Below are 12,781 nucleotides of genomic sequence, written 5' to 3'. Positions count from 1 at the left end.
CTTCTCCCCCCATTTTTTTGATCGAAAGGCGTCCGGCCCCGCAGGGCCACCGCCGCATGGGCTGCGATTGTGGGGGAGCCGCATGAGGCAATCTTTCTCATTTAGTATTGCCCCATAAGCCAATGGATATGGCTATGGGAGCGTTCGATGACCCCTGCCGACATGGAGGCCCGGCTCGCGTCGCGGCTCAAGATGCGCCACCTGGTGCTGCTGCGCATGATTGCCGAGCACGGCTCGCTGACCCGTGTGTCGCACCGCATGGCGACCAGCCAGCCCGCCGTCACGCACGCGCTGGCCGAGCTGGAGTCCATGTTCGGCGGCGCGCTGTTCCACCGCTCCGCGCGCGGCATGGCGCCCACGGCACTGGGCGAGCTGGTCATCGCCCGGGCCCGGGCGATGCTGGAAGACCTGGGCCATTGGGTGCGCGACATCGAGGCCGTGGGCCTGGGCCGCGCGGCGCACCTGCAGGTGGGCGTGATCCCCTTCGTGTCCGGGCGGCTGCTGGCCGCCGCCATCGGCCAGACGCGGCCGCAGGGCCTGCAGGTCACGGTGACCATCCACGAAGGCACCAGCGACCGCCTGCTGGAGCGCCTGCGCCAGCACGAACTGGACTGCGTGATCGGCCGCGCGTCGGCCGTGCTCGACATGCAGGGCCTGGAGCACGAAGTGCTCTACCACCAGGAGCCCCGCCTCATCACCCACCGCCGCCTCGCCGCCCGGCTGGGGCGCCAGCCCCTGGCCTGGCAGGAGCTGGCCCGGCTGGAGTGGATTCTGGGCGCCCGCCAGACACCCATGCGCGAGCAGATCACCGATTTCTTCCTGCGCGCCGGCGTTGCGCCGCCCGCGCCGTTCGTCGAAAGCCTGTCGTCCAAGCTCATCGGCGAGCTGATCGCGGCCAACGAAAAAGCGGTGTCCATCGTGCCCGCCGACATCGCCGAGGAACTGGCCCGCATCGCGGGCGTGGGCATCGTCGCCCATCGCTTCGGCTGGACGCTGCCGCCGATCACGCTGTTCCAGCGGACCGAGGGCGCGCGCTACGAAGAGCAATCGCTGTTCGTGGCGGCGCTGCGCACGGCCTGCGCCCGGCAGGCGGCATCGCAGGCATCTGCATCGGCATAGCGCCGGCCTCTCAACGCTTTACGGGGCATCTGCAACGGTCTGGCAACTACCCGAAAGGATAGTTTCCGCACGTCCCGGGCATTGCTGTAATTCCACCGACGTGCCAGCTAGGGAAGGTCTGCAAAACCCCATTCGTCAGCCCGGCACAGCCTGATGTTGAACGGAAGGTCCGCCTGATTCCTGCGCAATCCGCTGCTTAGGCCCGATTGGCACGGTTTACAGGCCCGTTTCAGCCCTTGCGGCGCCACCTCGGCACCCCGCAGACGCACCTATCCCTGCAGCGCCAGGATCCGCTTCCTGGCCATCCACAGATTGCCCAGCGCAAACAGCATCATGAGGCGCGCCGTGTTCTTTTCCAGACCTCGGTAGCGCACCTTGGCGTAGCCGAACTGCTGCTTGATCACGCGGAACGGGTGTTCGACCTTGGCTCGCACGCTGGCCTTCAGGCGCTCGGCTTTGTCCAGCAGCTTGTGAAGTTCCCGCTCGGGATCAAGTGCCTTGCGTTTGCCCGGGCGCATGGCCACGTGCCACTTGATCTTGGCCTTGGCTTTGCTCCCTTGCATCTCCTGGCGCTTGTCCACGCCCTGGTAGCCTGCATCGCCCCAGGCATGCTTTTCTTTGCCATTCAGCAGGCCTGCTGCCTGCGTCACGTCGTTGACGTTGGCGGCTGTGCCGATGACGGTGTGCACCAGTCCCGAGTCGGCATCCACGCCAATGTGCGCCTTCATGCCGAAGTGCCACTGGTTGCCTTTCTTGGTCTGATGCATCTCGGGGTCTCGCTCACCCTCTTTGTTCTTGGTCGAACTGGGCGCTGCAATGATGGTGGCGTCCACGATGGTGCCTGTCTTGAGCATCAGGCCCTGCTGGGCCAGACCGGTGTTGATGGCAGCCAGCACCTGCGGAGCCAGTTGGTGCTTCTCCAACAGATGGCGGAAACGCAAGATGGTGGTCTCATCGGGCATGCGCGCTGCACCATCGAGGCCGGCGAAGCGGCGGTACAGGGGCCGCTCGTGCAGTTCTTCTTCCATGGCCGGATCGCTCAGGTTCCACCACAGCTGCAGGCAGTGGATGCGCAGCATGGTTTCGATGGGGAATGGAGGGCGGCCACCCAGGGCCTGGTGCGCGCCCCGGGCGAACGGAGCAATGAGGGCCACCAGCGTTGCCCAGGGCACAACCTGGTTCATCTCTTCGAGGAAGATCTCCTTGCGGGTCTTCTTGGGCAGTGGGTCCAGGCCCAGGGTGTATTGATCCATGGCGCCATTGTCTTGAATGCTTGGCGCTGGGGGAGGATCAGGCGGGGAGGTTTTGCAGACCTTCCCTAGGCGCGCGATGCCATGGGCCGCCGCACACCGTTGCGATCCCGGCATGCAAAGAAAAAATGAAGGGGTAGGTCGATGCGAATATTCATCACGGCTGCGCCAGTGGGTGCCGTTCCACAGCAAGCCTTGGCCCATGAGCCGAAATTCCTGCCCGCACGGGCGATCGAAGCCGCAGACGCCCAGGGCGCGGGGCTGGCCGACCGGCTGGCGGCCGATGGCTGGGAGGCCGTTCCCGCCGGTGGCCTGGGCCTGAGCGACAGCCTGCAAGCCCCGTTGCCGGACGGTCTGGCGGGCGAGGGCGTGCAGCCGGTGCGCCGACTGGGCGATTCGGATGACCGCCGGCACCTGCCGGGCGCAGCCCTGCGCCGCATCGCATCGGCGAGGACCGCACGCGAACTGGTGCTGACACTCACGTCACAGGGCTGGGGCGTCGTGGCGGGCCAAGGCGACCTGGCGTGGCACGCTGACACGGTCGAGACCTACCTGCCGCCCGCATTGGTGGCGGCGCTGCGGGCCGAGGCGCCGCAGTTGCTCGACACCTTGCGCGAGCGTGGCTGGACCGACCCCGGCGCAGGCCACTGGAACCCCGGCAGAACGGCATCGCCCCACCTGCCCATCGCGCCCGACGCCATCGTCGCTCACAGCGTGGCGGCCGTGCGCGAGGGGGCCGCCATCGTGCACCTTCACACGCGTGACTGCAGCGGCCAGCAGCCGGTCCATGTGCCCGGGGTGGCCGTGCCGGTGCGCCTGGGGCGGCAGGCCAACCATATCGTCGAGTCGCAATACGCGGCGATCGTGCCCCGCCTGCACCAAGTGGCGCCCTCCGCCATCCTCAACCTGTCCACCAGCGTGCGCGGCGGCGCTGCCGATTTCGAAAGCCCCGTGCGCCGGGTGCATCTGCGGGCCTACGGCGCACAGCAGCGGGCGCCGGAGATGGGCTCGTTCAGCCCCGGGCCGGTGATCTTCCAGGCGGGCGGCGGCTATGAGAATCCTCCGGCCTTCCTGGCGGCGCAGATCGCGCACTGCCGGCAGTGGGGCGTGCGGCCCGAGGTCGAGGTGTTCAACGGCGCGATCCTCGATGGCGCGCTGGGCCCCTACCAGGCCGGCCTGCGTTCGGTGGCCGCGCCCCTGCTGTTCATGCTGGTGGTGGGAGTGGACCAGCACCGTCGCCTGCCCCAGGGCGGCGTGCGGGACGATTCCCTGCTCCCCGTGCAGGAGCGCAAGGACATCCTGCGCCTGCTGGCCGATGGCTCTGCCGAGGCCTTCGAGCAGGCCCTCGCCCAGGCGGTGGCGCGGCTGCGGCCGGTGGTGGCGCGCATCCGCGCGGAATGCCCCGGCGCCAAGGTGTCCGCCCTCGTGCCGGGCCCGATGATCGTGCTGCTGCCGCGCCTGGCGGTGGCCCTGGGTCTCGACGGCGTGCGGGTGGGCCTGGAGGATGCCCTGAACGTGCCCGATCCCGAGGTGGCGGGTGGCTGGCGCCGCGGCACCACGGCGGAACAGGTGCGCTATGTGCGCGAGCAACTGCAGGCCCTGGGCGCCACCGTGCTGACCGCCGAGGAAACGCGCGTGGCGCTGGACATGCCCCACCCGGACGTCGCCGTGCTTCAGGCCGCGATCGCACGGCTGCAGCCGCTCGCGGCCACGGTGCCATTGGACCGGCCCCGGGCGATGGCCGAGGCGGTGCTGGCTGCGCTGTCACTGCTCAAGCCTGCCTACGCCGCGCGGGAGTCTCGGTTCCTGGACGCACTGGAGGCCGCCGCGGCCCTTCTGCCGGCCGATCCGCAGGCACAGGGCGCCGCCGATCTCGCACTCGCGGCCCTGCGCGACCATGGGCTTTACGCTCGCTTTTTCGTGGAAGAGCGGGACCGCTATCCCCGTGAAGGCGCCGCGGCGTTCCGGCATGTCTATCCGCTGCAGGCGCTGAACTTCGTGCGCGAGTTGCTGGCCGAGCGGCAGCGCCCTGGCGGGCGGTGGGATGCGGCACTGCAGGCCATGGCCACCGAGGCGGGTCTGCCGCCGCACGCCTATCAGGTGCGCCCTGCGCAGTTCAAGGGGCAGGATTTGCGGTTCCTCGAATTCCTCACCTCCATTCCCTGTCGCTACACCGAGGGCCGCACCGACATCGCCCACACCGCCATTCGCGGCGAACCGGGCTACAGCGCTGCCATGGCCGTGCTGTTCGAGGCCATCCACGAGCGGGCAGTGGCCCTGCGGGCCGCCTCGGAGGCCGAGCCCAAGAACGCCGGTATCCGGGTGTACCCGGACGCCCCGCGCAGCGGCGGCCTGGACGTGCCTGCCGACATGGACGTGGCGGCGGTGCAAGGCGCCATCGCCCGCGGGGCCTGGATCGTCCTTCCGAGCACGCCCACCACCCACTATCCGGAGGGCTTGAAGCTGTCCACCGGTCTCACCGCCACGTTCGCCCGGTTCCTGGAGCGCACGCAGGCCACGGCCGAGGTGCTCGGCATCGCGCATTCCGGCATCGATGCCGATGGCACGGTGCTGATCGAATCCAGCATGCTGCACAACCGCTTCACGCTCAACACGAAGGCGCATGCGCAGGTGGTCAGCCACTCGTCCCGCCTCATCTACGAGCGCGTCGTGCTGCCCCGGCTGGTCGCGCAGCCGCGTGCGCTGGCCTGGAACGCGAGCGGGCTGGTGGAGCGCGATGCGGCCGGCATGCCAATGAACCGCGACGGGCGGGCGGCGGGCCGGCTGTCCTTCCAGGGCATCGAAGACCTGGCACGGCTGCATTTCCTGGCGCACAGCTCCGGCATCGCGACCATCCAGCAGATCGACAACGCCGCGCGGACAGACCTGCAGCGGCTGGGCTATTCGGTGCAGGAGCAGGAGGAGATCTTCAACCGCTCCGTCGCCCTGTCGTTCGCCTCGGCCTGCGACGTGAACCTGTCCGTCCTCGGCACGCCCATCGTGGACGTCACGGCGCTCAACGATGTGCGCAGCGTGGCCGGCACGACCACGCCGGATTACCTGTGCGGCAGCGGCAGCGGGCTTTGGAGCCTGGCGCCGCTCATCCCGCACCGCGACGACGAGGCGTTCCGCTACGGCAATGCCCACTGGATTTTGCGCAAGGGCGAGCAAAAGAAGCTCCTGCTGCGGCTGGCGGGGGTGGTGCTGCGGGAAGACCCCGTGCGCCTGCACGACGGGCACTCGATCCGCCGCTACCTGGAAGGCGCCCCGGCCTCCCTGGTCGAGCTGGTGGCGCTGCTGCAGACCGCTCCCGCATCGCTGCGCGCCGACATGCTGCTGCGCCAGCATTTCGCACGGCATGGCGCGCATGGGCATGCGCATGCCGGTCCCACCGCACAGGATCGCGCAGCGGACCTGGCCCTGGCCGGGGGAGCGGCTTGATGCGGTGGCGCATTGCCCCCTCGAAGGAGACATGACCATGGCCAGGATTGCCATCATCGGGGGCGGCTGCAGCGGCACCCTCGTCACGCAAGCGCTGAGCCGCATGGGCGGCCAGGCCGGGATTTCCGAGGTGCTGCTGTTCGACGAGTCCGGCGGGTTCGGCCCGGGACTGCCGTATGGGCGGGACACCAACGACGGCGAGTTCATCCTCAACATGGCTTCGTCCCTGCTGAGCGCAAGCGCCGGCCAGTCGGACGGGTTCGACCGCTGGCTGCAGCAGGTGTGCGCAGGGCAGGCCGAGGTGCCGGGCGGCTACGTGCGGCGCTCGCTCATGGGGGCCTACCTGCAGGACGTCGCCGCCCAGGCCGAGAGCGCGTTCGCCGCGCGCGGCGTGAAGCTGGTGCGCGTGGCGCAGGCGGTGACCGACATCGACCGCGGGGCCAGCGGCTTTCACGTGGCCACGGCCCAGCATGCCTGGCATGTGGACCAGGTCGTGCTGGCACTGGGGCATCTGAAAAAGCGGTCGCCGTTTCCGGGCGTGGCGCACTACCACGCCAACCCTTATCACGACCTGGGAGCGATCAAGGCCGAACTGCCGCACAACGCAAGCATCGGCATTCTGGGCACCAAGCTCACGGGCATCGACATGGCGCTGCTGCTGGGCCGGCTCGGTGTGAAGCGCATCCACATGTTTTCCCATTCCGGCCAGCTGCCCCTGGTGCGCGGCGCCCTGCCCACCACGGCCCCGGTGCGCCCGGAGCAACGCTATGCGGGCGACACGCTGCGCGGCTTTTTGCGCTGGTTTCGCGAGAGCCATCCGTGCGGACACGAATACCCCGGCCTCATGACGATCCGCGACCCCCTGGTTCGGATCGGCCGGGAGATCGAGGCGGCGCACGCCGTGCGGGACTGGCAGCTGCAGCTGGACGCTACCAAGGAGGACATCGACCGCTGCTGGGCCGCGCTGCGCCCGGACCAAAAGCGCCGCTTCTTCCGCAAGTACCAAGGCCTGTGGATGAGCTATCGGCACCCGATGCCGCTGGACAACGCGCGCAAGATCCAGGCGCTGCTCCAGGCGGGCCGGCTGAGCGTGCATCCCGGCTACCGGGCCACCCGGCTGGCGGAGGGCCGGCCGGGATTCCAGGTAGAACTGGCCGGAGGAACGCTGGCGCTCGACGGCATTCTGGATGCGACCGGCGTGGCCGGCAACCTCGCGCGCATCGATTCGCCGCTCATCGAGAGCCTGATCGACCGCGGCTTGGTTCGCCAGCACGAACTGGGCGGCATCGCGATCGATGCGCAGAGCCTTCAGGTGCTGGGCCAGCCCGGCCTGTTCGCCATCGGCGCGCTGACACAGGGTGCGCTGTTCTACGTGTCCGCCATCGAGCGGCTTTTGCTCCATGCCCAGCACATCGCGGGGCAACTGGGCCGGTTCCCCAACCCTTCGTCGGCGGGCGCGCGCGAGGCCTTGCCGCATGCGGACCGGGTGGCGGTGTAGCGCCGCCGGTATGGGCCCCATGCATGGGGGCGCATCAAAGGCGCTTTGCCCCGCGTTAAGCTGCCGCCATGCAAATCTATCGCTCCGGCCTGCTGCGTTTCGCCGACGACCATTCGGCCCTGTATGAAGAGGACGGCCTGCTCGCCGTCGGCCCCGATGCCCAGGGGCGCCAGCGCGTGCAGGCCGCTGGTGCCTGGAGCGTCCTGGCGCCGGAATACGCGCAGTGGCCGGTGTTGCACTGGCCCGGCCGCATCATCGCGCCGGGGTTCATCGACATGCATGTGCATTTTCCGCAGACCGACGTGATCGGCTCGCCCGCCGACGGCCTGCTGCCCTGGCTGGAAAACTACACCTTTCCCCACGAATCGCGCTTTGCCGATCCGGCCTATGCCGCCGATGTCGCCACCGTGTTCCTGGACGAACTGCTGCGCAACGGCGTGACCACGGCGCTCGCGTTCGCCACTTCGCACCCGGCATCGGTGGACGCGCTGATGGGCGAGGCCCGGGCGCGCGGGCTGCGCCTGATCGCCGGCAAGGTGCTGCAGGACCGCCATTCGCCCGATGGCGTGCGCGACCGGACCGAGCAGTCCCTGTGCGACACCGAATCGCTGATCCGCCGCTGGCACGGCCAGGACCGGCTGGGCTATGCCATCACGCCGCGGTTCGCGCCCAGTTGCACCGAGGCCCAGTTGCGCGGCGCGGGCGAGTTGGCCGCGCAATACCCGCAGGTGTGGATTCAGTCGCACGTGGCCGAGAACCTGGACGAAATCCGCTGGGCCCGCGAGCTGTTTCCCGCGGCCCGCAGCTACCTGGCGGTGTACGACGATTTCGGGCTGATGCGCGAGCGGGCCGTGTACGCCCACTGCATCCACTTCGACGATGCCGACCGCGCCCTCATGCGCGACACCGGCGCGGTGGCGGCGGTCAGCCCCACCAGCAATCTTTTTCTGGGCAGCGGCTTTTTCGACTACGCCGGGGCCGACCGGGTCGGCTTTCGTTACGGCCTGGCGAGCGATGTCGGGGGCGGCACGAGCTTCAGCCCGTTCCACACCATGCTCGCGGCCTACTACGTGGGGCGGGAAGGCCAGACCAAGCCCGGCCTGTCGCTGTCGCCGCAGGCGCTGTGGTGGCAGCACACGGCCGGCGCGGCACAAGCGCTGGGCCTGGCGGGCGTCGTCGGCAACCTGCAGCCGGGCTGCGAGGCGGATTTTGTGGTGCTGAACCCGCGTGCGACGCCGTTGCTGGCTCGCAAGACCGCGCAGGCGGCGCATCTGGACGAACTGCTGTTTGCCATGATCGTGTTGGGGGACGACCGGGTCATCGAGCGCACGGTGGTTTCCGAAGCCAAAAAGGCCTCCGGCGCATGATGGATAAGCGCGAGCAGCTATGAAAAATATAGTGCCCGGCCGCACGCACCCTCTCTACAATGGCGGCCCAGCAGGAGCAGAGCAATGAGCATCAAAAGCGACAAGTGGATTCGCCGCATGGCGGAGCAGACGGGGATGATCCAGCCTTTCGAGCCGGGGCAGGTCCGAGAGGCCGATGGCCGCAAGATCATCAGCTACGGCACCAGCAGCTACGGCTACGACATCCGCTGCGCGCCGGAATTCAAGGTATTCACGAACATCCACAGCACCGTGGTGGACCCGAAGAACTTCGACGAAAAGAGCTTCGTCGATTTCGAAGGCGACAGCTGCATCATCCCGCCCAACAGTTTTGCCCTGGCGCGCACGGTGGAGTACTTTCGCATTCCCCGCAACGTGCTGACCATCTGCCTGGGCAAGAGCACCTATGCCCGCTGCGGGATCATCGTGAACGTCACGCCGTTCGAGCCGGAGTGGGAAGGCTATGTGACCTTGGAATTTAGCAACACGACCCCACTGCCGGCGCGCATCTATGCCGGCGAAGGATGCGCCCAGGTGCTGTTCTTTGAAAGCGACGAGGTTTGTGACGTGAGTTACAAAGACCGCGGCGGCAAATACCAGGGGCAAATCGGCGTGACCTTGCCCAAGGCCTGATCCGCGTCGGTTTGGACGGCGGAGTCCTACAGCGCCACGGCTTTTTTACCGTGAACCGGGGTGGCAACAGGTTTTTACGATTCAGGCACTTCTGTGTTGCATTCGGTTGAATGCTGTAAATACCACGCAGAACGCTGCCTGAGGAGTCCACCATGCCTGCCACCCAATACGCCGTATCGTCTTTCCAGGCCGAACGCACGGGCCTTTCGCATGCGCTGCACGAGGCTTCCGCAGGCAGCATGCACCGCTGTTACTGGCCCGCCGAAACGCTCGATGCCTTCTTGCTCCAGATGGCGGCCCGCGGCCACTGCATCAGCGCCGCCATGATGCTCGGCGACCGCGCCTACGCGTTGCAGCAGATCGAGCGGGCGCGCGCCCTGCCGGGCTGTGCACTGCAAGCCTTGGTGCAGGAACTGTCTGAATATTTCGAAGACGCCGAGCCCACGGCCGCCAGCGTGCACTGGTGCACACGGTGACCCTCCCCAAGGCGCTGCCTCGCATCGACCCCATTCCGACCCCGACAAGAGACTTCCATGCACGACGATTTCCATCCCCCTGCGTTTTCCGCCCCGACGCTGCGCCCGTGGCCCCTCATGATCGGGAGCGCTGTGATCGTGGCGCAACTCGTCGCACTGGGCTGGGTGGTGCAGGGCCAGGTGCAGCAGGCCTCCGAGCGGCAAGCCCACTGGACGGCCCGGGGCCTGCAGACACCATCAGCGGCCACTTATGCCTCGGTGGACACGCCTTCGTTGAACGAGCCGCAGCCTTGATGCCTTCGCAACCGGCCGGGACGGGCGGCCCTTCGGGCGCGCGCTGCGGGCGTAATATCCGGCGCATTGCGTCCGCAGGGCCGCGCAGGAGAACCGTATGAAATGGGAAGGCAACCGCGAGTCGGACAACGTCGAGGACCGGCGCGATGGCGGCGGCGGTGGAGGCATGCCGGTGTTCGGCGGCCGCAGCATCGGTATCGGCACCATCGTGGTGGCGTTGCTGGGTGGCTGGATTTTCGGGATCAATCCCATGACGATTCTGGGCCTGCTGAGCGGCGGCGCAGGCGCTCCCGCCCAGGTTCAGCAGGCGCCGGCACACCGTCCGCCGGCTGACGACAAGATGGCGCGCTTCGTGGCCACCGTGCTGGCCGATACCGAGGACGTATGGACCGGCATTTTCAGCCAGGGTGGAAACGCCTACCAGGACCCGAAGCTCGTCCTGTTCCGTGGTTCGACGCCCACCGCCTGCGGCACCGGTCAGGCGGCGATGGGTCCGTTTTACTGCCCTGGCGACCGAAAGGTGTATATCGACCTGGGGTTCTACGAAACCTTGAAGAACCGCCTGGGAGCGCCCGGGGATTTCGCCCAGGCCTACGTGATCGCCCATGAAGTGGGCCACCATGTGCAGAACCTTCTGGGCATCAGCGCGAAGGTGGACCAGATGCGCGGCCGTGTCAGCCAAGTGCAGTACAACCAGCTTTCCGTGCGCCTGGAACTGCAGGCCGACTGCTTCGCTGGCGTATGGGCCCACCATGCCCAGAATGCCCGACAGATCCTGGAGCAGGGCGATGTGGAAGAGGCCATGAATGCCGCGGCCAAGATCGGCGACGATGCCCTGCAGCGCGCCGGCGGCGGCGCCGTCGTGCCTGACAGCTTCACCCATGGCACCAGCGCCCAGCGCCAGCGGTGGTTCCACGCGGGCCTGGAAAACGGCACCGTGAAGGCGTGCGACACGTTCTCGGCGCGCAGCTTGTAGTGTGAATGCCGCAGTTGCGGCATTCACCCCTCAAGGTGTGATGTGGCATTAGCGCTTGTGCAGCCAGCGCATCACGCTATGAATTGAATAGCGTGGCGCCATTGGCACACGAATGCCTACCCGAAAAAACACCCCATTCAGCCCCTGGTGCGACAATAGCGGGCTAAATGACAAGTTCTTTCTCCAATTTATCGCTGGCTGAACCGCTGGCACGCGCCGTGGCCGAAATGGGCTACGAGTCGATGACTCCCATTCAGGAACAGGCCATCCCGGTCGTCCTGACTGGCAAGGACGTGATGGGAGCAGCCCAGACAGGCACCGGCAAAACGGCCGCCTTCTCGCTGCCGTTGCTCCAGCGGCTGCTCAAGCACGAAAACAGCTCCACCTCGCCGGCACGCCACCCCGTGCGGGCCTTGGTGCTGCTGCCCACGCGCGAACTGGCCGACCAGGTCGCGCAGCAGGTCGCGATGTACGCCAAGTACACCAAGTTGCGCAGTACCGTGGTGTTCGGCGGCATGGACATGAAGCCGCAGACGCTGGAGCTGAAAAGGGGCGTCGAAGTGCTCGTGGCTACCCCAGGTCGGCTGCTCGATCACATCGAAGCCAAGAATGCGGTGCTGAACCAGGTCGAGTACGTGGTGCTCGACGAGGCCGACCGCATGCTGGACATCGGTTTCCTGCCTGATCTGCAGCGCATCCTGTCCTATCTGCCCAAGCAGCGCACCACGCTGCTGTTCAGCGCCACGTTCTCCCCCGAGATCAAGCGCCTGGCAGGCAGCTACCTGCAAGACCCGATCACGATCGAAGTGGCGCGCCCCAACGAGACGGCGTCCACCGTGGAGCAGCGTTTCTATAGCGCCAACGACGACGACAAGCGCCGCGCCATCCACCATGTCCTCAAGACGCGGGGCCTGAAGCAGGCCTTCATCTTCGTGAACAGCAAGCTCGGTTGTGCCCGGCTGGCCCGTAGCCTGGAGCGCGAAGGTCTCAAGACCACCGCACTGCACGGCGACAAGAGCCAGGATGAACGGCTGAAGGCGCTCGATGCCTTCAAGCAAGGCGAAGTCGATTTGCTGGTGTGTACCGATGTCGCTGCCCGCGGGCTGGACATCAAGGATGTGCCGGCCGTGTTCAATTTCGACGTGCCGTTCAATGCCGAGGATTACGTGCACCGCATCGGCCGTACGGGCCGTGCGGGGGCCTCGGGGCTGGCCGTCACTCTGGTGTCCAGCAGCGATACGCGCCTGGTTGCCGACATCGAAAAGCTCATCAAGAAGAAGATCGAGCTCGAAGCCCTGGAATACGAAGAAGACCGCCCCCGCGGTCGCATCAACGATGGCCAGCGCGCATGGCGCGAGGACGGCCAGCGCGAAGGCGGCGGCGGACGGCGGGAACGGGGCGGCGAGGCGCACGATCCCCGTGGCGGCAGTGCGCGCAGCAGCTACCGTGCCCCTTCGGCGCCCCGCGACCCTTTCTTCGACAAGCCGTACGAGGCACCTGCCGCCGAGGCCGCGCCCCATTGGGAGTCTGCCGCCAAGGCCCAGCCTGCACGCAGCGGCATTTCGGCCAATATCAAGCCCAAGCGCAAAGTGGCTGCCCTGTTCAAGGCCGTGCAACCCGAAACCGAAGCCGAAACCTCTTCGCAGTAAAGCACGATGCCGGCCCGCGGGCCGGAGTTTCGGTCAGTGGATTTGTGAGTAAGACGTGAC

The 12,781-nt window shown here is 67.4% G+C and carries 10 protein-coding genes; 9 read left to right on the top strand and 1 reads right to left on the bottom strand.

The genetic code is table 11. The features are described 5' to 3' along the window. Positions 1 to 147 precede the first annotated feature (147 nt). Positions 148 to 1,119, top strand: coding sequence for a LysR substrate-binding domain-containing protein (locus M5C98_RS18300; RefSeq protein WP_272548878.1), 972 nt, complete (start codon positions 148 to 150; stop codon positions 1,117 to 1,119). 269 nt (positions 1,120 to 1,388) lie between these two features. On the opposite strand, the gene M5C98_RS18295 is transcribed toward M5C98_RS18300, so the two are convergent. Further along, entirely contained in the window at positions 1,389 to 2,372 is a 984-nt protein-coding gene (locus M5C98_RS18295) for an IS5 family transposase (protein ID WP_272547916.1), read from the bottom strand. A 168-nt stretch (positions 2,373 to 2,540) separates the two neighbouring features. On the opposite strand from M5C98_RS18295, the gene M5C98_RS18290 reads away from it, so the two are divergent. The 8 genes from M5C98_RS18290 (at position 2,541) to M5C98_RS18255 (ending at position 12,721) form a co-directional block, all read left to right on the top strand. Then, the gene (locus M5C98_RS18290; protein ID WP_272548877.1) at positions 2,541 to 5,810 is read left to right on the top strand and encodes a 3-keto-5-aminohexanoate cleavage protein; all 3,270 of its coding nucleotides are present in this window, start codon (positions 2,541 to 2,543) and stop codon (positions 5,808 to 5,810) included. 37 nt (positions 5,811 to 5,847) lie between these two features. Then, positions 5,848 to 7,308 carry an FAD/NAD(P)-binding protein gene (locus M5C98_RS18285; protein ID WP_272548876.1) on the top strand — a complete coding sequence of 487 codons (1,461 nt, stop codon included), beginning with the start codon at positions 5,848 to 5,850 and terminating at the stop codon, positions 7,306 to 7,308. A 68-nt stretch (positions 7,309 to 7,376) separates the two neighbouring features. Further along, positions 7,377 to 8,675, top strand: coding sequence for a guanine deaminase (guaD, locus tag M5C98_RS18280; RefSeq protein WP_272548875.1), 1,299 nt, complete (start codon positions 7,377 to 7,379; stop codon positions 8,673 to 8,675). Positions 8,676 to 8,759: 84 nt separating this feature from the next. Then, a complete protein-coding gene (gene dcd / locus M5C98_RS18275; RefSeq protein WP_272548874.1) occupies positions 8,760 to 9,326 on the top strand; it encodes a dCTP deaminase in 567 nt (188 codons plus the stop codon). A 152-nt stretch (positions 9,327 to 9,478) separates the two neighbouring features. Next, positions 9,479 to 9,802: a hypothetical protein gene (locus M5C98_RS18270; RefSeq protein WP_272548873.1), complete on the top strand. Its 324-nt coding sequence runs from the start codon at positions 9,479 to 9,481 to the stop codon at positions 9,800 to 9,802. Between the two features lie 57 nt (positions 9,803 to 9,859). Beyond that, on the top strand, positions 9,860 to 10,096 hold the full coding sequence (locus M5C98_RS18265) for a hypothetical protein (RefSeq protein ID WP_272548872.1): 237 nt from the start codon (positions 9,860 to 9,862) through the stop codon (positions 10,094 to 10,096). A 97-nt stretch (positions 10,097 to 10,193) separates the two neighbouring features. After that, positions 10,194 to 11,072, top strand: a complete 879-nt coding sequence (ypfJ, locus tag M5C98_RS18260) for a KPN_02809 family neutral zinc metallopeptidase (protein ID WP_272548871.1) — start codon at positions 10,194 to 10,196, stop codon at positions 11,070 to 11,072. Positions 11,073 to 11,239: 167 nt separating this feature from the next. After that, entirely contained in the window at positions 11,240 to 12,721 is a 1,482-nt protein-coding gene (locus M5C98_RS18255; protein WP_272548870.1) for a DEAD/DEAH box helicase, read from the top strand. Positions 12,722 to 12,781: the final 60 nt, after the last annotated feature.

Origin of the sequence: Acidovorax sp. NCPPB 3576, assembly GCF_028473605.1 — a bacterium.
Classification (GTDB): Bacteria; Pseudomonadota; Gammaproteobacteria; order Burkholderiales; family Burkholderiaceae_C; genus Paracidovorax.
Note: the sequence above shows the minus strand (reverse complement) of the source record. Positions and strands in the feature narration are given on the sequence as shown.

Bases quoted from the DNA above. Each gene is read 5' to 3' on its own strand.
- ypfJ (WP_272548871.1), top strand. From the start codon at position 10,194: ATGAAATGGGAAGGCAACCGCGAGTCGGACAACGTCGAGGACCGGCGC.
- M5C98_RS18285 (WP_272548876.1), top strand. From the start codon at position 5,848: ATGGCCAGGATTGCCATCATCGGGGGCGGCTGCAGCGGCACCCTCGTC.
- M5C98_RS18265 (WP_272548872.1), top strand. From the start codon at position 9,860: ATGCACGACGATTTCCATCCCCCTGCGTTTTCCGCCCCGACGCTGCGC.
- M5C98_RS18295 (WP_272547916.1), bottom strand. From the start codon at position 2,372: ATGGATCAATACACCCTGGGCCTGGACCCACTGCCCAAGAAGACCCGC.
- M5C98_RS18300 (WP_272548878.1), top strand. From the start codon at position 148: ATGACCCCTGCCGACATGGAGGCCCGGCTCGCGTCGCGGCTCAAGATG.
- guaD (WP_272548875.1), top strand. From the start codon at position 7,377: ATGCAAATCTATCGCTCCGGCCTGCTGCGTTTCGCCGACGACCATTCG.
- M5C98_RS18255 (WP_272548870.1), top strand. From the start codon at position 11,240: ATGACAAGTTCTTTCTCCAATTTATCGCTGGCTGAACCGCTGGCACGC.
- dcd (WP_272548874.1), top strand. From the start codon at position 8,760: ATGAGCATCAAAAGCGACAAGTGGATTCGCCGCATGGCGGAGCAGACG.
- M5C98_RS18270 (WP_272548873.1), top strand. From the start codon at position 9,479: ATGCCTGCCACCCAATACGCCGTATCGTCTTTCCAGGCCGAACGCACG.